General features: G+C 59.4%; 26 protein-coding genes and 4 pseudogenes. 17 read left to right on the top strand and 13 right to left on the bottom strand.

Translation table 11 applies throughout. The features are described from left to right. The first annotated feature begins 281 nt into the window (after positions 1–281). The 11 genes and pseudogenes from IPP88_04125 (at position 282) to IPP88_04075 (ending at position 11081) form a co-directional block, all read left to right on the top strand. Positions 282–851, top strand: a complete 570-nt coding sequence (locus IPP88_04125; protein ID MBL0121931.1) for a hypothetical protein — start codon at positions 282–284, stop codon at positions 849–851. Between the two features lie 118 nt (positions 852–969). After that, on the top strand, positions 970–1275 hold the full coding sequence (locus IPP88_04120) for a hypothetical protein (protein ID MBL0121930.1): 306 nt from the start codon (positions 970–972) through the stop codon (positions 1273–1275). 35 nt (positions 1276–1310) lie between these two features. After that, positions 1311–1862, top strand: coding sequence for a hypothetical protein (locus tag IPP88_04115; GenBank protein ID MBL0121929.1), 552 nt, complete (start codon positions 1311–1313; stop codon positions 1860–1862). 348 nt (positions 1863–2210) lie between these two features. Further along, complete coding sequence (locus IPP88_04110) at positions 2211–3971, top strand: YncE family protein (GenBank protein ID MBL0121928.1); 1761 nt, start codon at positions 2211–2213, stop codon at positions 3969–3971. Further along, complete coding sequence (locus IPP88_04105) at positions 3968–4888, top strand: hypothetical protein (protein MBL0121927.1); 921 nt, start codon at positions 3968–3970, stop codon at positions 4886–4888. Before IPP88_04110 ends, IPP88_04105 begins: the two co-directional genes overlap by 4 nt. Before the next feature lie 341 nt (positions 4889–5229). After that, positions 5230–6273 carry a hypothetical protein gene (locus IPP88_04100; GenBank protein MBL0121926.1) on the top strand — a complete coding sequence of 348 codons (1044 nt, stop codon included), beginning with the start codon at positions 5230–5232 and terminating at the stop codon, positions 6271–6273. After that, positions 6206–6814, top strand: a complete 609-nt coding sequence (locus tag IPP88_04095; GenBank protein MBL0121925.1) for a hypothetical protein — start codon at positions 6206–6208, stop codon at positions 6812–6814. Before IPP88_04100 ends, IPP88_04095 begins: the two co-directional genes overlap by 68 nt. Before the next feature lie 221 nt (positions 6815–7035). Next, entirely contained in the window at positions 7036–7362 is a 327-nt protein-coding gene (locus IPP88_04090) for a tail fiber domain-containing protein (GenBank protein ID MBL0121924.1), read from the top strand. Between the two features lie 24 nt (positions 7363–7386). After that, complete coding sequence (locus IPP88_04085; GenBank protein ID MBL0121923.1) at positions 7387–8163, top strand: hypothetical protein; 777 nt, start codon at positions 7387–7389, stop codon at positions 8161–8163. 372 nt (positions 8164–8535) lie between these two features. After that, a complete protein-coding gene (locus tag IPP88_04080) occupies positions 8536–8913 on the top strand; it encodes a hypothetical protein (protein ID MBL0121922.1) in 378 nt (125 codons plus the stop codon). 613 nt (positions 8914–9526) lie between these two features. Then, positions 9527–11081 (top strand): annotated as a pseudogene (locus tag IPP88_04075) (glycoside hydrolase family 44 protein). Positions 11082–12120: 1039 nt separating this feature from the next. Here the strand turns inward: IPP88_04075 and IPP88_04070 are convergent. From IPP88_04070 to IPP88_04030, 9 genes and pseudogenes are all read right to left on the bottom strand, one after another. After that, complete coding sequence (locus IPP88_04070; protein ID MBL0121921.1) at positions 12121–12330, bottom strand: KTSC domain-containing protein; 210 nt, start codon at positions 12328–12330, stop codon at positions 12121–12123. 21 nt (positions 12331–12351) lie between these two features. Further along, positions 12352–13335 carry an aldo/keto reductase gene (locus tag IPP88_04065; protein ID MBL0121920.1) on the bottom strand — a complete coding sequence of 328 codons (984 nt, stop codon included), beginning with the start codon at positions 13333–13335 and terminating at the stop codon, positions 12352–12354. Position 13336: 1 nt separating this feature from the next. Beyond that, positions 13337–13504, bottom strand: coding sequence for a hypothetical protein (locus IPP88_04060; GenBank protein ID MBL0121919.1), 168 nt, complete (start codon positions 13502–13504; stop codon positions 13337–13339). Further along, entirely contained in the window at positions 13501–13893 is a 393-nt protein-coding gene (locus tag IPP88_04055) for an EAL domain-containing protein (GenBank protein MBL0121918.1), read from the bottom strand. Before IPP88_04055 ends, IPP88_04060 begins: the two co-directional genes overlap by 4 nt. Continuing rightward, on the bottom strand, positions 13845–15221 hold the full coding sequence (locus tag IPP88_04050; GenBank protein MBL0121917.1) for a diguanylate cyclase: 1377 nt from the start codon (positions 15219–15221) through the stop codon (positions 13845–13847). The genes IPP88_04055 and IPP88_04050 overlap by 49 nt, the downstream gene beginning before the upstream one ends. Before the next feature lie 608 nt (positions 15222–15829). Further along, positions 15830–16261: a hypothetical protein gene (locus tag IPP88_04045; protein MBL0121916.1), complete on the bottom strand. Its 432-nt coding sequence runs from the start codon at positions 16259–16261 to the stop codon at positions 15830–15832. Positions 16262–16477: 216 nt separating this feature from the next. Continuing rightward, positions 16478–17131 (bottom strand): SDR family NAD(P)-dependent oxidoreductase, encoded by a 654-nt coding sequence (locus tag IPP88_04040; GenBank protein MBL0121915.1) that lies wholly within the window; start codon positions 17129–17131, stop codon positions 16478–16480. 256 nt (positions 17132–17387) lie between these two features. After that, positions 17388–17849 (bottom strand): hypothetical protein, encoded by a 462-nt coding sequence (locus IPP88_04035; protein MBL0121914.1) that lies wholly within the window; start codon positions 17847–17849, stop codon positions 17388–17390. Positions 17850–17886: 37 nt separating this feature from the next. Then, positions 17887–18292, bottom strand: a pseudogene (locus IPP88_04030) (heme-binding protein). Positions 18293–18428: 136 nt separating this feature from the next. Between IPP88_04030 and IPP88_04025 the strand changes: the two are divergent. The 4 genes and pseudogenes from IPP88_04025 to IPP88_04010 all read left to right on the top strand — a co-directional run bounded on the left by IPP88_04025 (position 18429) and on the right by IPP88_04010 (position 20977). Further along, positions 18429–18839, top strand: a complete 411-nt coding sequence (locus IPP88_04025; protein ID MBL0121913.1) for a GntR family transcriptional regulator — start codon at positions 18429–18431, stop codon at positions 18837–18839. Beyond that, a pseudogene (locus IPP88_04020) lies at positions 18836–19407 on the top strand (ATP-binding cassette domain-containing protein). Before IPP88_04025 ends, IPP88_04020 begins: the two are co-directional and overlap by 4 nt. Continuing rightward, on the top strand, positions 19404–20579 hold the full coding sequence (locus IPP88_04015; GenBank protein ID MBL0121912.1) for a hypothetical protein: 1176 nt from the start codon (positions 19404–19406) through the stop codon (positions 20577–20579). Before IPP88_04020 ends, IPP88_04015 begins: the two are co-directional and overlap by 4 nt. A 53-nt stretch (positions 20580–20632) precedes the next feature. Beyond that, positions 20633–20977: a hypothetical protein gene (locus IPP88_04010; GenBank protein MBL0121911.1), complete on the top strand. Its 345-nt coding sequence runs from the start codon at positions 20633–20635 to the stop codon at positions 20975–20977. A 98-nt stretch (positions 20978–21075) separates the two neighbouring features. Here IPP88_04010 and IPP88_04005 read toward each other — a convergent pair. From IPP88_04005 to IPP88_03990, 4 genes and pseudogenes are all read right to left on the bottom strand, one after another. Further along, positions 21076–21763, bottom strand: a pseudogene (locus tag IPP88_04005) (DNA alkylation repair protein). Positions 21764–21886: 123 nt separating this feature from the next. After that, positions 21887–22315, bottom strand: a complete 429-nt coding sequence (locus IPP88_04000) for a YHS domain-containing protein (protein ID MBL0121910.1) — start codon at positions 22313–22315, stop codon at positions 21887–21889. Positions 22316–22336: 21 nt separating this feature from the next. Beyond that, positions 22337–22480 carry a hypothetical protein gene (locus tag IPP88_03995; GenBank protein ID MBL0121909.1) on the bottom strand — a complete coding sequence of 48 codons (144 nt, stop codon included), beginning with the start codon at positions 22478–22480 and terminating at the stop codon, positions 22337–22339. Positions 22481–22738: 258 nt separating this feature from the next. After that, positions 22739–22912: a hypothetical protein gene (locus IPP88_03990; GenBank protein ID MBL0121908.1), complete on the bottom strand. Its 174-nt coding sequence runs from the start codon at positions 22910–22912 to the stop codon at positions 22739–22741. Positions 22913–23344: 432 nt separating this feature from the next. Between IPP88_03990 and IPP88_03985 the strand changes: the two genes are divergently transcribed. Next, complete coding sequence (locus IPP88_03985; protein ID MBL0121907.1) at positions 23345–23704, top strand: DUF2863 family protein; 360 nt, start codon at positions 23345–23347, stop codon at positions 23702–23704. A gap of 275 nt (positions 23705–23979) precedes the next feature. Then, a complete protein-coding gene (locus IPP88_03980) occupies positions 23980–24336 on the top strand; it encodes a DUF2863 family protein (GenBank protein MBL0121906.1) in 357 nt (118 codons plus the stop codon). The last annotated feature ends 179 nt before the right edge of the window (positions 24337–24515 follow it).

Here is a 24515-nt window from a genome sequence, read left to right as displayed (position 1 = left end):
CAAATTCGCCCACCATATTTTCACGGGCCGCATCGCACTGTTGCGCGGCGATGCGCTTCATGCCGTCACGGCGGCAAGCGAGGGCGCTGCGATAATTGTTTTGATGGGGTTGCCAATCGGCATCCTGCAAGTTTCATGATCGAGGCCGGCGGCGGCGCGCAGCGCGGCGATTTTCGAGGCGGGCGCTCGCCGTTTCCGCGAACGGTTCCGGCCCAACTTTACCGGCGATAGCGAAATCGTTTGCGATATTCCTAAAAGCATCGAAGCATTGCGCGCGCTGCGTGATCCGCGCATCAATCCGGGTCGCCGCGCTGACCAAGGCGATGGCGATGGCGCGGGAGCACCGCTTCCTACTGTTCCTGCGTCATGCCAATTCGCTCACGCAGGAACTTTGCGCCGCTGCACTCCGGGCGGAAATTGAAACCGAGTTTGTTTGCGACGTGATACGCCGCCGGCGGGCTGTCACCACCGTCAACGGCCATCAACAACTGGCGCCGTGGCCGGTGCGCCTGTATACGTTGGGACGTTTCGAAATTGTTGCGCGTGACGGGGAATGGTCGCCGCGCGCGGGCAGCAAAAGGGCATGCAACTGCTGCAAGCCCTCGTCGCGCTCGCTGGCGGTGAAAATGTGCCCGTCGACGTTGGTCTCAAAAATATGGTCAGGACGGCCGGCAAGGTCGCAACAAGTGTTCGATAACACGCCCACCGCCCGCAAGCAGCCGGGTTCGGATACGTCGATCCTGCTGGCTGATCGCGCGCTCACGCTGAACCATGCGGAGGTGTGGTTGATGCCTTCAGCTCCTCGATGCACGCCTCTCACCTGCTTGAACGCGATGCCCACGGCGAAATAAACCACGCAAAGGTACTGGTAGAACTCGTTGCCGAACATCGCGGGCACTTTCTGGCACGTCGCGGGCAACACCTGACAGACTTGTTTGTGATCGCCTGTGGCGCAAGCTCAGCGCACTCATGCACGAAGTTGCTCAACTGACTCCCATCGCTGGGTACGGCGCAACAGACGCATCGGCGGTCGGCAACACGGATCGGGCCGCCGATATCCTGCACTTCATCGCCGAACGCGATCCCCTCGCCGAGGATGCGTACGAGGCGCTAATGCGGCATTACGCGCGCGCGGGCAGGGTCGTCGACGCATTGCAGATCTATGCGCGCTACGTGCGCACGCTCGAAGTTCAGCTGGGGCTGGAGCCGTCCGCAAATTTGCGCACCCTTGCCGATAAACTTCGCGCCGATCGTTCGGTCCCCGCCTCGGACTAGCCCTGTTGTAAGTCAGTTGTAAGTACCCGGCGCGGATGGCCCGCCCCAACATGGGCGGCATGATCGATCTTGCTAATTCCCGCGTGGAAGCCTACACGGCAGGGCAATCAAACGCTCCGCAATCAGCACCCGTGCCAGTCATCATCGAATGCCTCGGTGGCTTTCGTCTGTGGGTCGACGGCAGCGAAATAGAGACCGCCCCCTCGCGCCTCACGCGACCGATCGAGCTGCTGCTGCGGGTGATTGCCGCAGGCGGCGCGGGCTTCGCCGTTGAACGCGCATCCACCGAATTCTGGCCGCTGGCCGAATCCGCGCGCGCGCGCCAATCGCTCGATACCACGCTGGCAAGACTGAAGCGCACCTGCGGCGGCAACACGATTTTGCGGCGGCATGGTGATGAGCTGCGCATCAATGCCGACGCCGCGCGTGTCGACAGCCTGGAGCTGGAAGCTCTCTTCGAATCCTTGCTGATGCCGTTGCAGCCGCCCTTGAACGGACCTGATCGCGATGCCGCCGCAAACCGCATGCGTGAATTGTGCAAAGGCCCATTCTTGCCGGAGTTACGCGAGCTTCCTGGGTCGCGCTGACGCGAAATCGCATCGAGGACAAACGTGTTCGAGCACTGCACAGACTGGGGATACCGTGATCGCGGTCACAGGAAAAATCAAATACTTACCTTCGTTTTGGCGGTGTGCTGACAACCGTGGCTATCTGTAAGTGCGAATCCGATCACGCGGGCGGCAGGATGTGGATGTACAGGAAATAGACGACCAACCAAACAAAAACACCAGAACTGGCGAGGCGTTCCAGCCGAAATGCCGTTAAGTGCCGCGCCAGTACTCGTGTTTAAGGATATCGTGAATAAATCACCAGCACACAGCCTCTCAACCGCACCTGACCTAAATAGCACGCAACTTCTTTAGATGGAGGAAAAAATGTCAATTCCGCGCACGATCGTGAAGTCCCTGTGGGCTGTCATCGCATCGCTATTGATGCTCGCCGCAGTCGGGTCTGCACAATCGCAACCGTTTGCCTATATCACGGGCCAAAACGGCAGCATTGTTTCCGTTCTCGATACCGCCACGAATGCGGTGGTCACCACCATTCCCGTTGGTGGAGCGCCCTTCGGCATCGGTATCCTCCCGAACGGGTCACGCGCCTATGTCGCCAATTCCACCCCCAATACGGTATCCGTCATCAACCTCGCCACCAATACAGTTGTCGCAACGATCGCGTTGGATCTGGACCGCTGGCGTGGCTGTCAATCCCGCTGGCACGCGCGTCTATGTGGCGAACCTGATATCCAACCTGTCTCGGTCATTGACACCTCCACCAATGGCGTCATCAGCACGGTGCCGCTTTCACGGGCCTACGTTATCGCCATTAACCCCGCGGGCACGCGGCTGTTTGTGACCAATCCCGGGATCAATTCGGTCACGATCATCGACACCACCACCAATACCGTGACGGGCTCGATCGGTCTCACCGGCGGCCCCGGCTCGTTCGGGGTCGCATTCAACCCCAGCGGAACGCGCGCCTACGTCGCCAACGAATTCGGCCCCGCCGAATTATTTGTGATTGATACCTCGACCAACACCATTATCACCAGCGTCGCGGTTGGGCGGGCACGAGCGGTGTCGCGGTCAATCCCGCCGGCACGCGTCTACACAGCCAACGGCAGTAGTGACAATGTCTCGGTGGTAGACACCGTGACCAACACCGTGACCCATTCAATTCCGGTCGGCTCTTCGCCCCGCAGCGTAACCTTCAAGGCGTCGGGTACCCGCGCTTACGTCGGCAACGTGGGCAGCAATACCGTTTCGGTCATCGATACCGGTACGGAAACCGTGATCGCCACCGTGCCGGTGACGCAAGGTCCCTTCGGCATTGCAATCGCGTCCGCCGCGCCACCCGTGACCGTGACGGTGACGCCATCGGCCGGCGCCAACGGCACCATCAACCCGGCGACGCCGCAAAGCATCGTATCTGGTGCGACGACAAACTTCACCGTCACGCCGGCGGTGGGCTATGCCGCTGCAGTGGGAGGCACCTGCGGCGGCACGCTGGTAGGCAACACTTACACGACGGCAGCGATCACCGTACCCTGCACGGTATCCGCCACGTTCAGCCTCATACCGCCGGCCACCTTCCTGTTGACGGTTTCGTCCACCGGTGCGGGCAGTGTAACGTCCAGTCCGGCCGGCATCGTCTGCCCGGGCGACTGTACCGAGGCCTACAGCAGTGGCACGACCGTGACGCTGACCGCCAGCGCCAATGCCGGATCTACCTTTCTCGGCTGGGGTGGCGCATGCGGCGGGACTGGTGGCTGTAGCGTCGCTATGAATGCCATCCAATCGGTAACGGCCAGTTTCAGCGCCCCGCCAGCCGCCGGGCTAATCCTGACGTCATCGAGCAACCCGGCGATCTACCGTTCATCTGTCGTGCTGACGGCGTCGGCAACGGGCAACACGCCCACCGGAACCGTCACCTTCAACATGGCGACCAGTGGCGGCCCGTTGACGTTGTGCGCGGCAGTCCCGATGGTATCGGCACGGGCGAAATGTCCGGTGCCGGCTCCGCTCATCGTCACGAGCCCCTCGTTCTTTTCCGCCACCTACAGCGGTGATAGCAACAATCCGGGCGCCAACGCCTCGCTCCAGCAATTGATCATCACCGGCAGTGTTGGCTTGACGTGAGCACCACGCCACTTCAACCTGCCGTGGGCGCCAGCGTCGTGCTACGCGCCACCGTCGCCAGCGCCGCGCTTACCAACAAAGTCACGTTCAACGAGAACGGCACGACCCTGCCCGGCTGCGGCGCGGTCACCATCACGCCGCTGCCCGGTGCCACCAATATCGGCGTGGCGACTTGCACGATCACCGGCACCACGGCAGGTCTGCACAACTATGTGGTGACGTATCTGCACACCGCCGACAACGGCTTTGAGCAGGTCGTGGTGCCGGTCACGCCGCTGGCCGCCGCGTCGGGCGATTACACCGACATGTGGTGGGCAGGATTGGCAGAGAACGGCTGGGGCGTGTCCATCACCCAACACGGGCGGCTTCAGTTCGTGGTGCTCTATGCTTACGATGCCAGCGGCAAGCCGGTCTGGTACGTACTGCCGAGTGGCACCTGGAATGCGGCCAACAACACCTACACCGGCGCGCTGTATCAACCGACGTCATCGCATTTCAACAGCTACCGCGCCAGCAATTTCAACGCGGGCGCGTCGGTCGGCACCGCCACCATCACTTACACGGGCAGCGGCGCCGCCACCTTGAGCTACACCATCAATGGCGTGGAGTGGCAGCAAGTCGATCGTGCGGCAACCGTTTGCGACCGACGACGGCGCAACAAGATTGCAGGTGAACGACATGTGGTGGGCCGGCACCGAGGAAAACGGCTGGGGCATGAATATCGCGCAGCAAGGCCGCATGCTGTTCCCGGTCTGGTACACCTACGATGCGAGCGGCCGCACGGTGTTCTACGCGGTGCCGGGCGGCACGTGGAGCGGCTCCAGCTTTACCGGCGATATCTACTCCACGTCAAGCTCCTCCTGGCTGGGCGTGTTACGACGCGGCGAAATTTTCGGTCACGAAAGCCGGCACCATGACGCTCGATTTCGGCGACCAGAACAACGCGGTCATGACGTACACCATCGGCGGTGTGACGCAGCGGAAAGCGATTGTGCGGCAGGGGTTCTGAATATCGCGCGGAAACCCCTTAAAGCGCCGTCATTCCAGCGAAGGCTGGAATCAGTCCGTTCGTATTCTGAAAGGTGGACAGGACGGGTCGCTCCCCAAATCTGCATGGCCTTCCGGTTTGCGCGCAATGACATCACGTCCAAAAACCCCCCCCCCTCTTTAGACGAAGAGGAGTCTTGATACACGGATGCCCCCTCACCTGATTCCGAACACCGTTTCAAGTATTGCCAGACGTGAATGGAGCAACAACATGAACAAAGTTCTTCAGCAAATTCTCGGCGTGGCATTCGCTGGATTCACGCTGCTGTCACCCGCGGTCTTTGCCGCGCCCCCGAAGACAATCAACTATCAGGGCTTGCTGACCGACCTCGCCGGCACGGCCATCAACGTCCCAGTGGTGATGACTTTCCGCCTGTACAACGCCGCGACCGGCGGCGCCGCGCTCTGGACCGAGACACAACTCTCCGTCAACGTCGTCAACGGCAAATTCGATGCCGTGCTCGGCTCGGTCCCCGCGTCACCGCTCACGCTGCCTTTTGATGTGCCGTATTGGCTCACGGTATCGATCAATGCCGATGCCGAGATGACGCCGCGCCAGCCGCTCGCCAGCAGTCCGTACGCGTTTCGCGCGTCCACGCTCGATAGCGCGGCAACCCTGCCGGGCTTGCAAATCAGCGGCACCATCACCACCGCGACACTGCCCACCGCGAACTTGACCGGCACCATCAGCACGGCACAGATCGCCAGTAACGCCGTCACGCAGGCGAAGCTTTCGCCGGTTTCCGGCGCGGCGGCCGGCAAGGTGCTCGGCACTGACGGCAGCAACCTGCAATGGCTGACCGCGGGCGTGGGCAGCGTCACCACCGTCGGCACCGGCAGTGGCCTGACCGGCGGGCCGATCACCGGCAGCGGCACCATCAGTCTGGCCGCAACACAACTTCTGCCGACTACTGCCTGCGCCACCAACCAGATTGCGAAATGGAACAGCAGCGCCTGGTCCTGCGCGGCCGACGACAATGCACCCGCCGGCGGAACCACCGGGCAGGTGCTCACCGGCACGGCAGGTGCACCGGCGTGGAGCGGTTCACCCACGCTCAGTGGCAACCTCATTCTGCCTGGTAACACAACCGCGAGCGCAGGGACCATCATGAAGGCAGGCACCCGCTTCATGCATTACTATGGTTTTTCAAATACGTTCATCGGCGAAAGGCGCAGGCAACTTCACAATGTCCGGCGGCAACAACACCGGCAGCGGCGTGCAGGCACTTCTCAGCAACACGACGGGCACGTATAACACCGCCAATGGTGCGAATGCACTTCTTAGCAACACGACAGGCGGCGTCAACACCGCCAACGGCGGGAACACACTCTTTAGCAACACCATCGGCACCGGCAACACCGTCAGCGGCGCGGGCGCTATGCAGAACAGCATCACCAGCAGCTTCAATACCGTCAGCGGTGTGAGTGCGATGGTCAACGCGGGGAAAGTCGTCGCCGCAGGCTCCTTTGCCAATACGGTCGACTACACCATTTTGACTGTCGGGACGACCGACTTCACGCTCATCGGCGCGGCAAGCAACACCGTTGGCACCAAGTTCAGCGCGACCGGGCCCGGCTTGGGCACGGGAACGGCGTCACCCGATGTGGACCTCAACACCGTCAGCGGGTATCAGGCAATGTACAACCACGCAAACGGTCGTGCCAATACCGCCAGCGGATATCAAACCCTCTTCAATAGCACCACCAGCCACAACAATACGGCGATGGGTTATCGGGCCCTCTACAACACGACCACCGGCGTCAATAATATCGCCATCGGGCTCAACGCGGGGTAAACCTCACGACCGGCTTTTTCAACATCCATATCGGCAATGATGGTGTCGCGGGCGATACTTTTACCACGCGCATTGGATCGTCCGCGCAACAGTTCAGAACTTTCATTTCCGGCATCTACGGCACATCGATCGCGGGCTCGGGCATTGCCGTCTCCATCGACAGCAACGGCCAACTTGGCACAACCCTCTCGTCCCGCCGCTACAAAGACGACATCACCGACATGGACGACGCCAGCAGCGCGCTCATGAAACTGCGCCCGGTGACGTTCCACTACAAATCCGACCAGAATCCCGCCGGCCGCGTCTTGCAATACGGCCTGATCGCCGAGGAGGTAAATGAAGTCTATCCAGGGCTGGTCGCGCATTCGGCAGAGGGACAGATCGAGACGGTGATGTACCAGCACTTGCCGCCGATGCTGTTGAATGAATTCCAGAAGCAGCAGCGCACTATTGCCGCACAGGCAGGCGAACTCGCCCGACATAGTATTAGAATGGAGACACTCGAGCGCGAATTGCTGGCCATTAAAGCGATGCTTGGCGGCAAATAGCGAATTCCTGGATGGGAGATTGCGATGAGAAGTCTGACGAGATTTACCTTGGCAGGCGCGTGCGTGTTTTCCAGTGCATTCACTTGGGCCGCCGGCCAGACCAGCACCAACTACGCCATCCCGCGCGACACCATCAACAACGGCACCGCGGACATGGCTTCGGCCAACTTCCGCCTCGCCTCGTCGGTCGGCGATGCGGTGGCGACGGGCACCATCACCAGCCTGAGCTTTCGCCTGAGCAATGGCTTTCGCGCGGAGATCAACGCCTCACCCGCAGTGCTGAATTTACTGTCGGTGGTCTCGCAAAAAATCCACGGGGCCACGACCTATAAATTGACCATCGACCACAATCAGGTCATCACCGGTCCGGTCACCGTCGAGCCGCGCGCCATCGGCGGCGGGCATTCGCTGGTGTTTCATTTCGACAGCACCGTCACGTCGGTCAATGCCGCCGCGACCGCGCTCAACAACGCGATCTCGATGGGCAACGCCTCCGCAGCGGTGGTGGGCGGCGATGTGGTGGTGACGCTGACCAACGTCGCCGACAACAAGCGCCTCACGGTCACCATCAACGGGCTCAATGGCTCCGGCACGGCTTCGGCCTCGATGGGCTTCCTCGTCGGCGACGTGAACAACGATCGTGTCGTCTCCTCGAAAGATGTCTCGGCGGTGAAAGCCCGCGCCGGTCAGGCAACCAACAATGCCAACTTCGTCTTTGACCTCAATGCGACCGGTGTGGTCACCGCCTCGGATGTGGCGGCGGTGAAGGCGCGCGCGACGAGCGTGCCGCTGCCGCAGTAGATTTATTAGCGCCCACATGGAATGTTGTGCCATGCGGCGGTAGTTCCGCGCCGTCAGGCAATAGCGCATTGGGAGACTTTTATCACCTCAGCTTCACGTCATTCCCACGTAGGGCGAGGCAGGGGTTTCGCAAAGCGCGGCTTTGCGCCAGACGAGCCGGAAACCGATAGTAGTTTTCGTGCGTGCGAATTGAATTTCGCTCAGGTACGCTACTTTGTAAAAGCCTGGACTCCCGCCTTCGCGCGAATGACGGCTATTTGTCCAGGCGACGAAGCTCGACAAACAATGTCTCCCCCGAGCGACGCCGCCACCGCAAGATATACTGTCGCCTGACGTTACCGCACTGACCTTCCACCATTCACAGGAGTTTTCATGAAGATTCTATCCATCGCATTTGCCGCGCTCATTGCCGCCCTCGGGTTGACCGCATTCAACGCGTCCGCTGCGGACCCGAAAGTGCAAACCGTTGCGGCGCTGAACCAGAACAAGGCCACCCTCGCCGGCAAGACGGTTAGCGCACAAGGCAAGGTGGTGAAGGTCAACAACGGCATCATGGGCCGCAATTTCCTTCATCTGCAGGATGGCACGGGCGACGCCGCGAATAACGATCTCACCATCACCAGCAAACAAACCGCCAAGGTCGGCGACCAGGTCACGATTTCCGGCGTGGTGGCATTGAACAAGGATTTTGGCAGCGGCTACTCCTATCCGTTGCTGATTGAAGACGCCAGCATCACGCCCAAGAAGTAGACGCAACTCACGGAGCGTGCCCCGTGCGAGGAGTTACGAATCGCCGGGCGCGCCACCATCTGAGGCAGCAGCAATGACGACACTGCGGCGGCGCATCTGGACTCATTTGGCGGCATGGATCTTGGCAGGGCTGTTTTCCGCCAACATCACGGTTGCGGCGGCGGACCTGCAGATTTACACCGACAGTCTGTCCGGTTGGTCGGACTATTCCTGGGATTCAACACGCAACCTTGCAAGCGCCTCTCCCACTCACGCGGGCGCGGCATCCCTCGCCGTCACGATAAACGCCGCGTGGGGTGCGCTCTATCTCAACGCAAATGCTCCGGTAAGTACGTCCTCCTACAGCCAGCTTCAATTCTGGGTCCATGGTGGAAGCGCTGGCAATCAGAAACTGCGATTGGTCGCCAATGGTGCGCAGTCTGTCGACTTCACACCAACAGCCGGCGCCTGGAAGCAGATCAGCATTCCGCTCGCGGCGCTTGGCAGTCCCGGTGCCCTGACAACCCTTTATTGGCAGGACACAAGCGGAACACCACAGCCCGTCTTCTATCTCGACGATATCGTCCTGGTGGCCGGCCCCACTCTGCCGCCCGGCACAGGGCCCGCCCTCACGATCGACGTGAGCGCCGATCGCCACGGGATCAGCGACGACATCTATGGCGTCAACCAGGTGCAGGACGAAGCATTGGCGACGCAGTTGCGACTGCCGGTCCGGCGCTGGGGTGGCAATTCGACGACGCGCTACAACTGGCAGAACGACACCACCAACACCGCCGGCGACTTGTACTTTGAAAATATCCCCAACGACAATCCGAACCCGGCGGCCCTGCCGGATGGCTCGGCCTCGGACAAATTCGTCGAGCAGGACAAGCGCACCGGTACCAAATCACTGATCACCGTGCCCATCATTGGCTGGGTCGCCAAACGCCGCACTCCGGGGCATCCCTACGATTGCGCGTTCAAAGGTGTCGAAATATGGCGCGCAGCAGTCCACTGACCAATGGGATCCTGATTGCGGCAATGGCATGACGCCCAATGGCGCTGCCCCGCTTACTGGCAACGACCCAACCGACACCAGCGTCGCCGTTGGCCCCGGCTTCGTCACGGACTGGATCAACCATCTCGTCGCCAAGTACGGCACTGCCGCGAATGGCGGCGTCGCGTATTACAACTTCGACAACGAACCGGGAATCTGGAACGGCACGCACCGCGACATACGTCCCCAGCCGCTCACGTATGACGAAATCCGCGACCGGACTTTCCAGTACGGCGCGGCGATCAAGGCCGCCGATCCATCAGCGAAGACGCTTGGCCCGGTGGAAGACGGATGGTGCCGTTACATTTACTCTGCGGCCGATAGCTGTTCGCCTGCGGGAACGGACTATCTGGCGCACGGCAGCGTTCCTTATGTTGCATGGTATCTGCAGCAGATGAAGCTCTATGAACAGCAGCATGCCGTGCGTATCCTCGACTACTTTGATCTTCATTACTATCCGGCAGCTACGGGCGTATCGCTGCAAACGACGGGCAGTCCGGCGACCCAGACGTTGCGTTTGCGATCGCCTCGCTCGCTGTGGGATCCTACTTACATCGATGAAAGCTGGATCTCGGACCTGGCACAGGGTGGCGTGGCCGTCAAACTGATCCCACGCATGAAACAGTGGGTTACAGACAACTATCCAGGAACACGAACCGCGATTTCTGAATACAACTGGGGCGGGCTTGAAAGCATCAATGGTGCGTTGGCCCAGGCCGATGTATTGGGAATATTTGGCCGTGAAGGATTGGATCTCGCCACATTGTGGGGTGATTTGATTTCAACACAACCGGGTTCGTTCGCCTTTCGCATCTACCGCAATTACGACGGCGCGGGCCATGGATTTGGCGACACGGCAGTTCGGTCAACTAGTGCCGATCAAAGCGCGCTATCTGTCTACGCCGCGCAAAGAAGCGCCGACGGTGCGTTGACAATGATCGTTATCAACAAATCATCAACTGACCTGACGAGCGCGATTGGCCTTGCCGGTTTCGCGCCGCAGCCGAATGCGTCGGTCTACCGCTACAGCCAGGCCAATCTGGCGGCCATCGACCATCTAGCCAATCAGCCCGTAGCGGCGAGCGGCTTCACCGCCACGTTTCCCGCCAATTCCATCACCTTGTTCGTCCTGGCGCCAGCAGCGGGCGTACCCGATGCGCCTACCGGTATCAGCGCCGCACCCGGAGATGCACAGGCAACGATCAGCTTTGTGGCACCCGCCAACAATGGCGGCGCGGCGATCACCGGTTATCACATTATTTGCAATGGCGGCGCGGTGAATGTGCCGGCGCAAATATCGCCCTTCAGCCTGACGAATCTCGCCAATGGCACGCCTTACAGTTGCCAGGTGACGGCCACCAATGCCAGCGGCCTGACCAGTCTGCCGTCGGCAAGCGTCAGCGTCACACCGTCCGCAATGGCGCCAATCATGCTGGTCGCGGTGCAATCGCGCAAGACGCACACGGGCGCGGGGACGTTTGATTTGCGTATCGACACAACGAAACTGATCGATGGTTTGGTCACGTTCGAGCCACGCGCGATTGGCGCCGGACACAAGATCGTTTTTCAGTTCAATGTGCAGCTGAGCGCGTTTGGCGCCGTTACCGCGAATGATACAAGCGGACCGATCGGCAATGTTTCCGCGACACGATTCGGCAAAGAGATCATCGTCACGCTCACCGGCATTCCGGACAACAAGCGCGTCGCGATCACTCTGAATGGCGTGTCGGGTCCTGTCGATAGCACGAACGCCTCGGCCGCACTCGGCTTCATGGTTGGCGATGTGAATGGTTCACGCTCAATCAACGCCGCCGACATTAGCGCGGCGAAAGCCAACGTGGGTAAAACGCCGCTTGACAGCAACAGCTTCATGTTTGATCTGGACGCAACCGGCGCGATCAACAATGCCGATGTCTCGGCTGTAAAGGTCCGATCAGGTACTGTGCTGCATTAGCAGAGATTCCTCTGGCGCTTTGGCCGGAAGATACACCGATTCTCTAAACGCCAATCGAAGCGAAACAACGCCCGCATTAAAAATGGGTCAATTTTTTCTGGCTAGCCGAAAGGGCGCTGCCCGGGAACTTTTCCTTAGCACAATTTGCTAAAACTCAAGTATTGACGAGCCTTTCCAGGCATTTTTGCCACGAAAGCCGCACCAGTGCTTGACTTTGCTACTTGATCCGCCGCTTCTGGTAATCCTCTTCAATCGTGTCCTTGAAGAAGCTTCCCATCGACGAGGCCGTTGAAAAGCGCCGCCATACCTCCGACGAGACATTGGCGTATTCGTAGGTGCCCGAGGACTGCTCGACCACCAACACGCGCCGCTTGTCGTCGTAGCCGATGGCTTTCAGATTGGCGGCATTCACTTTCTTCATTTCCATCGCACGGCTCCGCTCATCTCGTCAATCGTAGTTGCTGCCGACAATCTCCACCACGCGAGTCATCACGTCCGGTGTTAGCCTGGATGCAATTTCGAGCGCCTTCATGTTTTCGCTCACCTGCGCGAGGCGCGAGGCGCCGGTGATGACACTCGACACACGTGGATTCTTCAAACACCACGCAATGGCCAATTGTGCCGTGCTGCAGTTGAGCTCTTTCGCCACGCCAGCCAATTTGCCGACGATCGCATTGCGCGTGGTGTCGAGTAATTGCTCCTGCATCCATCCCATGTTTTTCAGACTGCCGCGGCTATCGGCGGGAATGCCGTTGGCGTATTTACCGGTGAGCAGGCCTGAAGCCAGCGGGCTCCAAATGGTGGTGCCGATGCCGAGTTCGTCGTACAGGCGCGCATATTCCAGTTCCACTTTATTGCGGTGAAACAGGTTGTACTGAGGTTGCTCGACCACCGGCTTGTGCAGGTGATGCTTGTCCGCGATGTGCCAGGCGCCCATGATGTCCGTCGCGCTCCATTCCGACGTGCCCCAGTACAGCGCCTTGCCCTGCACGATCATGTCGTGCATCGCATAAACGATTTCTTCCAGCGGGGTATTGGCGTCCGGTCGATGGCAGTACACCAGGTCCACGTAATCAAGTTGCAGCCGCCTCAGGGAATGGTCGATGGCCTGCATCAGGTACTTGCGATTGAGCGTGTTCTTCTCGTTGACGCCTTCACCGAACTTCGCGGGCAGGCCCCAGAAGAACTTGGTGGAAACGATGTAGGTCAACCGGTCCCAATTGAGCTTCTTCAGCGCGGCACCCATCAGCTCCTCGGACTTGCCCGCCGCGTACACCTCGGCGTTGTCGAAAAAATTCACGCCATGATCACGCGCCGCGCTCATCAGCTCGATCGCCGCCTTCTCTTCCACCTGATTCCCGTACGTAATCCACGAACCGAATGACAGCGCCGACACTTTCAATCCCGCGCGCCCGAGTCTTCTATATTCCACGTCAGTCTTCCTTTTCTTTATCAATGTCCTGGTACGGATTCACGATCACGACCCGCGTGCGTTTGGGCCCGGCGGCGAAGCTCTCCATCTTGACCAGCACCGGAAACAATTCTTCCAGCATGGCACGCGCGGCGGCTCCTGTCGAACACCAGCAACTGACCGGTTTCATTCTTCACGTCGCGCCAGACATCGGTGTGCGCGTCGTCGTCCTGCACCTGCAACTTGTATGTGGGCACTCTGATGACTCCTGGTTTTCCTGCAGCAAAATCTTTCCTGCAAGAACAGCGGCGCTATCGGTTCCGACAGCAAGTAGCCTTGCGCTTCTTCGCAGCCGTATTGAATCAGGAGCTCCAGTTGCGCGTCATATTCGACTCCCTCCGCGACCACCCGCAGCCCCAGACTCTTCGCCAGTCCAATGATACCCCGCGTAATCGCCGCGTCGTCGAGATCGGTGGTGATGTCGCGCACGAAAGAGCGGTCAATCTTCAGCTTGGAAATATCGAACCGCTTCAGGTAGGCGAGATTGGAATAGCCGGTGCCGAAATCATCGATGACCAGGCGAAACCCTGCTTGCCCATTTCATCGAGCGTGCCCAGCGCGCTATCGCCCTGATTCATCAGCGCGGTTTCGGTCAACTCGATCTCAATGTCCGACGGCATCAATTCAAATTGGACGGTTGCCGCCAGCAATATATCGACCAGGCGCCGAGTCTTTAGTTGCACGGCGGATACGTTCACCGTTATCGGAAAATGATCCAGCCCGGCATCGCGCCAGCGCCGGAGTTGCGCGCACGCCTCGCGGATCACCCATTCGCCGATAGCGACAATCAGGCCGGTTTCTTCGGCAATCGGAATGAATCGCGACGGCGGCACCGATCCCAGAGACTCACTGTTCCAGCGCAGTAATGCTTCCACGCCGTTCAATTTGCGTTCGGGCAAACGGAAAATCGGTTGATAGACCAACGTGAATTCATTGCGCTGGAGCGCACGGCGTAGTGCGCTTTCGATGGCAAGCCGCTCCGTGACTTTGTCGTTCATCTCGGTCCGAAAAAAACTGAATTGATTGCGCCCCTGCGACTTGGAGTGGTACATCGCCAGATCGGCATTCTTCACCAGCGTATTCAGATCCTCCCCATCCATCGGCCAGATCGCGATGCCGATCGAGGGCGTGATGGTCAGTTCGCGTCCGGTGATGGTATACGGCTGACTCAAGGTTTCCACCATGGTCTCGGCAACGCGCGCAAGTGCGGCCGCTTCCGTCGCGCCGGACAGCATCACCACGAATTCGTCGCCGCCGTGGCGAGCGACGGTATCGGTCGCGCGGGTCGCGTCCGCAAGACGCCTTGCGGTTTCCGCCAGAATCAAATCGCCGACGTGATGGCCGAGCGAATCATTGATATTCTTGAAATGATCGAGATCAATGAACAGCAGCGCGAGGCCGCCGCCATGCCGCTGCGCCTGTCGCGTGGCGAACTCGAATCTCGACGCAAGCAGCATGCGGTTCGGCAGTCCGGTCAGAAAATCATATTCCGCCAGTTCACGAATCTGCGCGTCGGTGCGTTTTTTCTCGGTGATGTCACTGCCCACGCCCCGATAGCCCTTGAAGTTGCCGGCGCCGTCAAACTGCGGATCGCCCGAAACGCTCACCCAGCAGATTCTGCCCTCGGGCATCGTGTAGGCGTATTGAAAATCGCGGAACGACTCGTGTGCCTCGACCTGCCGCCGGTGCTCGTCCATCTGCTCCTTGGTGATGCCGACGTAGTCGATGTCCCAGCGCGGGTTTCCGTACCGCTCGGCGGGGTCAATCCCGGTTGACCGCGGCATTCCGCCGGAAATATGTTTGAAATGGAAGTTTTCATCCTGCTCCCAGTACCAGTCCGACGACATTTCCAGCAAACCGGTAAGACGCTGCTCGCTTTGCGCCAACTTTCCTCGGCGCGCTTGCGTGCGGTGATGTCCAGACGAAAGCCAACCACCCCACCATCGGCGGTCTTGCGATCCGACACCAGCAGCCAAGTGTCGTCGCCCAGCAACCATTCATAGTCGCCCTCATCGGGATCGAGGTGCTTGGCAACGCGGGTCGCGACGTAGGCTTCTTCATCCTGCAGCGAACGGTGTTCGAATCCGCTCCGGAAAAAGGCCCGCGCAATATCGACGTACGCCATCCCCGGCACCAGTACGTCCGCCACTTCAGAGTAGATCTCGTGGAAGCGTCGGTTGCAAAATACCAGCCGGTCATCCGGACCATATAGCACGACGCCGGATTCAAGATGATCGAACGCCTCGACGATTCGCGCAAGCTTGCCTTCCGCCGCCTGCAGGAGGGCGGTCAACGTTGTAACCGCGTCAGAATGCGCGGACGTGCCTGGCGGAGGCGGTATTGAAGAAGGCATGGCGATCAAGAGGAAATGCGCATAACGCTAACTTATCAGTTTTGCGTCCGACATTCACAGGCGAACGCGCCGCGCCTGTCCGGGGCATCGTCCGTGGACAACCTAATCGTCAATTGCCTTGAAGTGCTCCACTTCTTCTTTTAGCGCAATCCACCAGATACGGCCTTTGGGCTCATTTTTGCCGCATGGCGTGAAAGAGGCGAATCCCGGATAGCGCTTGCCAAGGTTGTTTGGGTCTTCGCGGCGATTACGCGGCGGCGCGATCAGCTTGCCGTTTTCCGCGCCCAGCGGGAACAGCCAGCAACCCATCGGTTTGTAAACCCATTTGTGTTTGCCCAATTTGACGGCGAGCGTCTGTAGTCCGCACTTACCATCCGCTTCGGTAAATGAGCAGCGGGTATTGGCAAAATGATCTGGCTTGCTCTTGTAGTGAAAAGGATGGGTCTCGGTTTTGCGTCCGGTGTTGCCTTCCCACTCGCCATCGATGATGTAGTGCTTGGGAAGCTGGCTGAAATGCGCGGGATACTTTTTCACCAGCCTGGTGGATCAGCCGCTCTTCATCCGGCTGCAGAAACGCGCCATCACTGCAGCAAATACCTTCGCACGCGGCGAGATCGCAGTAGTGAAGTTTGGCGGAAGGCTTTCGTGGCCGGCGTGCGGCGATCGCGTCGGTCATGCGAGAGCTCCCGGATGTCAAAGTTTCCACCGTTGGTCAATTTACCCTCCTGATAAGTTTGATCATGTCGCGGGCTACCGCGCCCGCTTCCGTAGCACGCCGTCGGCCTTCATGGCACGGAAGCGCGCCACGTCGGGAAACTCGCGCTCGGTCGCACTACGCACCTGCGCTTGCATGGGCGTATCGACCACGCCCGGCGCAAGGGAACAGATTGCCAGGCTGGCATCGCTGGTGGCCGCCTCGCTCGCCGCTGCCCTTGTCGCCATTTCCAGGCCGGCCTTGGACGCGCAATAGACGGACCAGCCGGCGATCGGGCGTTTGGCTGCACCAGACGAAATATTCACCACCAGCCTTTGCTTTGCGCACATGCGCGTCGCATTGGCGAACAGCCGTGTCAGCACCATCGGCGCGACCAGGTTGATATTCACGTTGTCGGCGGTATCTATCGGATCAAGCCGGTCAAACGTATCGACCGGGACGACCACGCCGGCATTGTTGAACAGCACCGCGAGATCAAAGTTCCTTCCCTCGAGGTACGCCTCGCAAGCCGAGAATGCAGGCCCGATGGACGCGATGTCGGTGAAATCCGCGTGCAGGTTGATCGGCGCAGTATCCGTCGCCGGCGCGCGAGATATACAGATCACCAGATTATTGGGGTCGCGCACCAGCTCATCGCGCAACGCAGCACCCAGGCCCTTTGTCGTGCCTGTCACAAAAAATAGATTCATGCAATTCCCTTGGATTCAATCATCCAGCCACGCCGCCAGCGCCGCGCCGACGCCTATTTGCACAAGATCGATGAGTCCGCCGCCAACCAGGACACCCTCCAGCACGCCGTACTGTGAGCCGGCGCTGGACGGCATGTGCCTCGCGCGGCGGGCACTTTCCTCCGACGCCAACAATGCAGCCGCAATACGTTCCGGACTCGAGGACACCCGATCTGTTTCTTTTGTTGGAGCGTTGCCAGGGCCTTTCACCGCGGCTTCATCGAGCACTGCAATGGCGGAGCCGCAATGCGCAGGCCTTGTCAGCTTCAAGATTGATCGACCCGCCGCAACTCGAGCAGCGAATCTGTTTGACCTTCACCGACAGCGACTTGATCTCGTGCGGCTGCAGGCTGCGAATAAAATTCTTCTCCCGCAGGAACTGGGTGAACGCAATCAGGCGGCCGTGACCGTTTCCGCAACGCGAATAGGCAAAGCGCCCACCCTTGGCGATATCGCTGGTGTTCTGCAACGCCGTGTTGCAAGTCGGGCATTGCGTATGCACACGCACCAGATTGCGCGACACATCGCGCACCGCATGAATGCGCTTGAACAATTCGATCACCGAACCTGGCGACAGCGACGTACTTTCAAGGTGGTCGAACCAGATCACGTGGCACGGCCAGCAAGCGTCGATGGTGATCGGCGTGCCGATATGAGTAGTAAGGTCAACGGCCTCCATGCCGCTCGCACAACTTGGGCAACGCATGCCGGAACGTCTAGCCGGTGACTGCGTCGATGCCGGCCTGCGCGATCTGCGCGTCCTCGGACGATTTCACGCCCGACACACCCACAGCGCCAATGGTTTCGCCACCAACGATGATGGGCACGCCACCTTCGAGAAAGGTGATGCCCGGCATCGACAGGGCCGACGTGCGGCCATTGTTGACCATGTCTTCGTCATTCTTGGTCGGCCGCCGGCGAATCGCGGCACTGCGCGCTTTGCCCTGGGAAATGGCAACGCTGGCCGCCGCGCAACCGTCGAGCCGCTGAAAGGTCAACAAGTGCCCGCCATCATCGACAATCGCGATACAGACTGCCGCTGTTGTTTTTCACGGCTTCCGCCTCGGCCGCAGCGAGGATTTTCTTGCAATCGTCGAAGGTCAGATATTGTTTGGTTTTCACAGTCGTCTTTCGGTGAGAGGTTGGGAGGATTATAAAGCACCCATATCACCGCATGACCCTGCAAGCCTTTCTTGGCAAACAGTTTGCATTACCATCAATTGTGTATTATTGTACTAATACACATTGACACCACAACATGGCAACTCCTTCTCCCACTTCGCCGGCATCACTATTCTCGGTAACCACCGGCTCAGGCGAACCGATCTACCGTCAGTTGGTCGATCAGGTGCGCCGCCTGGTAGCGGGCGGCCAATTGGCCGCCGGGGACGAATTGCCATCGGTACGCGAAACCGCGCAGGCACTGGCTGTGAACCCGATGACGGTCTCCAAGGCATACAGCCAGCTTGAAGCAGCTGGTGTCCTGGAGCGGCGCCGGGGGGTAGGCATGGTGGTAGCCGCGCAACATACGCGCGCGCAGACAAAAACCGAACGCGTGGATCTGTTGCGTCCAACTCTGGAGCGTGCCGCCGCCGAGGCAGCGCAACTTGAAATCGATCCGGTCACCGCAATGGCTCTTTTTGAAAAGATACTGAAAGGCAAACGATGAACGCGCCAATTCTTGAGATGCATGATGTCTTCAAACGCTTCCCGGAGAAATATGCGCTTGATGGCTTGAATTTCTCGGTTGGCGCCGGCAAAGTGGTTGGGCTACTTGGCCGAAATGGCGCGGGCAAGACCACGCTACTGGAATGCGCGCTCGGCTTGCGCTGGATGAGCCGGTGGCAAGCCTCGATCCGGCCGGGCGCCGTGATTTTCTGCGCGAACTGGTCGGGCGGACGATAGAAAACGAGACTACCGTCCTGTTTTCAACACACATTCTTTCCGATCTGGAAAGGGTGGCAGTCGAGGTCGCATTCATGCGCAACGGCAAGATCGTGTTACAGCAGCCATTGGATACGCTGGCGGAGCAAACGCACCGGCTGGTCGGACCGGCGGTGATGCTCGAAAATCGCTTCGCCGCCGAGTTTGCCCGCGCGACGGATGCAAACGGGCGCACCACGGTGCTAGTCAGCCACAAATTGGGTAGTCCAGCCGAGCTACAGGCCTGGCGGGACAAAGGCATTCTCGTCGAGCCGGTCAGCCTCGAGGATCTGTTCATCGAGGTCACGCAATGATGCCTTTGCCCGCATTGACGCAACGTCAGCGTCTAGCCATGATTTTCGTATCGACAACGCTTTTTTTGGTCGGCAGCGTGCTATCTGTGCTGATACTTCTATATGAAAAGAAGAACACCCACCTGGCGTTCTTGCCGATAAACATCGCGTCTGTCTTGCAAGTTTTGTTTTGGTGGACGAGTTATGTTTCGCGTACGTCGATGGCGTCCAGTGCAATTTGCCTGCAACTCGTTCCGGGATTCCGGCATCGCGTCATCACGAATACGCTGCTGGTTTTCGCCGGGCTTAGCGCCGTGCTGGCTGCGATCTTTGCCGGCGCACACGCTATCCTGCCGCTGGTATGGATCGCTACTCTGTGCCTGATGCTTCGTTCGCATAGTGCCCGGCGCATGGTATTCGCGGTCGGTGGCATCTTGGGGATGTTCGCGGTATTTGGATGGCCGGGACTCGACTTGACCGCGATCAACCGCCCTGTATCCGCAGCGGGAGTGACCCATGCAGTCTTGCTTTGGGGAGCAGCGGCAAGTCTGATCGGCTTGTTAGGAGTATCCATTCTCCACCGATGGCTAGGCTCGGCACTTTCATTCGCGTACGTGGCAACGCTTTTTGCAGGCGCGCAGGTGCCCGGTTTTGCGCTGATTGCGAAGTTGCACGCCGGGAGCTTCAGCGCCAGCCCAAACTACGCACTTGGTATGGCGCTGGTTGCCGCGTTCCTGTTGGGATTGACCGTGATGATACTGGCGGGGCAACGCGGTGATCGTGCCATCGCGTACTTCAAGCGTAACGCGGATATGCGTGCGGCCACGGCAGCCTTGAGCGAACCCGGCACAAAGCTGAATTGGCCGCGGTCTTCACGTCAGTCAGGAATCAACACTTTTTTCTTTGATCGCGCCGTCACCGGGATTGGGACGCCACGACGCCTGATGCCATTCTGTTTTGGTCCAGGTCTGCATTGGGCGGGGTTTGCAAACGTGTGCTTATTCGGCGGCGCGATAAGCCTGGTGCTTCCGCTATTTGCGGTTCTTGGAAAGTCGTCGAGCATGGCAGCTTTCCTGCCTTACATGCCTTTTGCGGTGCTTCTTGCGTTACTGGCTATTCCGAGCATCATCTTGCGCACGCGGCGGGAGCAGAGCCTGCTTTCGCTGACCCCAAATGGCCGGCAAGCGTCCTGAATCGCTATCTGATTTCTTTCGTCGCCATTCGCGTTGTTTTGCTTGGCTTCTGCGTGATTGGCATCGCAATTATTGCCTTCTTATCCTCGCTTTCGCTCGATAGCTTCTCCGCTACCGTCCTGGCGGCGACCTTATGCGCGCTGGCGTTGTATGGCTACGCACTAAAGAATTACGCAGCAGAGGTAACGGACTTCAGAGGTACTTCCGTCAAAGTGATGGCGCTCGTGCTCGCGTGTGTCGCAATCGGGATTGGGATATGCATTCGCTTCATGGTTCCGATCAGCGGCGCAATCCTCATGATCACCGCGGTGATCGCTGGCGTCGTGTCATGGCGCATGCGGAAGTTGCTGCGCGGTCCCGCAATATTGCCGGCGGGCCGCCTGGCGGAAATACTGTAGGAATAAAACTCTAGCGCCCGCGCGCCTTCCAGACAATAAATGGCCGCAACACCGCGTCAACTGGCGTTCCACGATGAACTGCGCCGCGAACCTTTTTTCTATATCAATCCCATCAAATACCGCTTCCGTTTCGGCTCCGCAAACCGCTCGATCGCATATCGCAGCATGGTGCGCGGCATCTGCCGGTAGTAGCGCTTCAGGAACGATTCTTCCTTGTCCTCGCCAATCCGCTTGCCAACTTCGCGAAGCATCCAGCCGACCGCCTTCTGGATCAAATCCTCTTCGTCCTTCAGCAGCAATTGCGCGATGCGCAAGGTCTCACTGTATTCGCCTTTTTTGATGTAGTAGAAAGTCGCGAGTACCGCAATGCGCCGTTCCCATAGCGATTTGGATTTCGCGAGCCGGTTCAGCACGCGCTGGCGCTCCGCCGGTTGCCGTCGAGCCACGCGCCGACAATTGGGCGGCCGACATGTCCACCAGGTCCCAGTTGTTGATGAGCTTGGTGCTTTTGAGATAGAGATCGTAAATGCGCTTTTGCGTCTTTTCGTCCCCTCGCTGATAAAGCTGGACCAGCAACATCAAGCCGACCGCGCGCGCCTCGTGCCAGCCCGATTTCAGTAGCGGCAACGCGACTTCCAGGCCGGCATCGCGAAAATCGCGCGCGACTGAGCGCAGCACCGGCACGCGGATGCCGAGGAATTTGTCGCCTTCACCGTATTGCCCCTTGCCGGTCTTGAAAAAACGCGCGGCAAATTTCGCGGCGCCGGCATTGCCGAGCGACAGCAGCGTTGAAAGCGCGGCACGCGCATGATCGCGGACGCCACAACAGGTTTCGTTGCGCGCGGCTTCGTGTTACCCGTGCGGCAGAATCTTTGCGGGCCTTGGCTGCGGTAGTTGTTGCCGACTTTCTTATTTTGCCGCTTGCTGTTTTTGCCATTGCGCTTCCAGCTCCTTCCCGGTCTTGTAGTGCGGCACGCGAAGGGCCGGGCGTTTGTAACGTTGGATAAACGCGTTATGGCCCTTCAGTTTCATCCGCCCAATAACGGTCCGCCAGCGCGAATTAGCTTTTTCATCCATCAGGAAATAGTTCTTCGAGCTTGTGCCACCAAAAATGTAGCGCTTCCCGCCGATGATTTTCCAGGTTTCGGGATCTCCGCCCCAGGGAATTCCGTACACAATTCCATTGGAACAGTAGCCGCCATATTGCGGAACGTATTTCGCCGGCTCCTTCAAAAACATCGCCTTGTTTTCTTCGCTCATGAAACGGTAGGTCGCACCGTCATGATCGGTCTTGACATCAGCCTTCCCGAGCGTGTGCTTTCCCAGCGTAGTAGGCAACGGGATCGTGCCCCTTCAACATCAGGTTGGCATCCGCCCTCCAGTGGTGTTATTCGGTCCGGTGCCCGCGCAACCGGCCAGGAATGCGGCCATCATCAGGACGGCAAGCAGTTTCCATCGCGCAAGGAAAGGCCTAATCGTGATCGCTCCATTTGTCAGGTTCATTGCGATTTCTCCGCCAGTTGTTTGAGATTGGTGAGGCCACCGTCAAAGTCCGGCCCCTGTATGCCTTCCATTGCCAACGCGAGTATCGCATCGGCGGATTGGCGCCCACGTCGCCGGTGGCGATCCACGTTACCCGCACCTTTGACCGCGGGAGAAAATTCCGGCGGCCGGACATGACGGCGTCAAATGCCGCGAACGGACCCTGTACGCGACATTCTTGTTGAATTCCGCGCCGGTGAATTCCATGCTGCCGCGCCCTCAGTTTCGACTGCCAGGACCACTTGCGCCAACGCCTGCCGGCGCACCGGTATACGTAAATTTCATGGCGGGATCGCGGCGGCTCCACACGCTCCAGCGTGCCCACGCTTTCGGGTCGTACACCAGCGGATAGACGGTTTCCATCGGCGCGTTGATGTCGATGGATCGTTCCACTTATGGCTGCTGGATAAAGTGAAGCTGAACAAGCCGAACAATGCGAACAGCCCCAATACGCCCAGCGCAATGAACGAATAATTTCATCCGGTTCCTCTCAGTTGCCGTCACTCGTATTCACGTCACCAATGACAGACATTCACGCGCAACAATTTTACCAACTTGACAGGCTATCGTTGCATCCTGCCCATTACGTCCTTCGTCATTGGCAAACACGTTTAATAGGTACCCAAATGACATCACCGGCCGGCGACTGGAAGTACGACACAAGCCCGTCTCGCATCCGCTCTCACAAAGGGCGGCGCTTCCGGTACAGATATAATCTATTCTCTCGCACCAACGATTGAACGCAATGAAACGCCAACGCAGCAAATCCCCTCTCCCGCCTCACCCGCGACGCCGAGAAACTGATCGGACTTTCCACCGGACTGGTTGCCTCCGGCAGCCGCGCGAGGACGTGTTTGGGGAGGCCGGCATCGCCGCACTGGCCGGCAAGCTGATGGCCGCCGGCAACGATGCGCACTGGAGTCCGCACTCGACCGTACGTTTCAGAGCAATCTCGCCGCGCATGATGTGCTGATCGAACTGGTGGAAGCCTGCTGCACGTCCACGGTCATCGAGGTCAATGGCGCACGCTGGGGACATTCTGCCCTGGCCATGCCTCCCGGCTGGTCGCTATGCGGTGCCATCCGGCCCGATCCCCAAGGACGCGGTCGAGGCCATCCTCCCGCAACTGCACGCCCACGTTCTCGCCGAGCGCGCGCGCGTGCGGCGATCCCCCTATCTTTATAGCATCGACCAGATGCCGCGTGATTTTTCTGAGTGTCCATAGAAATGTCGGTCAAGCTTAGAAGGGCATTGCCAAACCAAGATCGCCGCGATTCGATTTTGCGAAAATGCCTGAGACCGCGCCATTGCTCGCCGATACCGCTTTCCTGCTGGCGGGTGTCGCGGTTCCGCAGGCAAGGCGTTTTTCCGCTGAGGAAATTGGAGAACCCGGCCGAGCGCATGACGCGCAGCGATTGCCTCGAACGCTGGATTGCCCAGTGCCGCCCTGAACCTGTCGCGTGCGCCTGCTGCCGGGCTGCGCGTTGGAGTCCCTGCTGCCCGATGCCTATTTCGTCAACTGCCGCGAGTCCGATCGCCGCGTGCGCGCCCCTTACGCGATTCGCGCCGCCGTCGGCTATCTCGAAAACACGCTCCGGACCACCGCCCCCAGCTGCCCGCGCCATCGTCGCCGGATTCGGCGAAGCAGCGCGGCCGACGGATATCGCGTCGCCTTTACGCAGCGCGGGCAGGATGACGTCGTGCACGGCATTGTCTGGCCCCTGTTCGGGCGCGAAGACGATGAATCCAAACCGGCCCCGCGCAGGATGTGGAAACCGTGCTGGCCGAATGCAAGATCGGCGAAGTCACGAAATTAAGGCGGACTGGTTCGCGCCGGGTTTTGCGAAGACTGCGGCGCGCCGCTGTTGCCGATGCCGACAGCGAATGCCAGGTACCCGGAATTGCCGAAGAAGCGGAGACCGCAGCGGTGCATACCATTAATTTGATGTAAAACCCTGGCACTGTAGCGGCGTTTCAGGCCTTTTCGCCTGGAACG

The sequence above is a fragment of the Betaproteobacteria bacterium genome, assembly GCA_016720925.1.
Classification (GTDB): Bacteria; Pseudomonadota; Gammaproteobacteria; order Burkholderiales; family Usitatibacteraceae; genus UKL13-2.
Note: the sequence above shows the minus strand (reverse complement) of the source record. Positions and strands in the feature narration are given on the sequence as shown.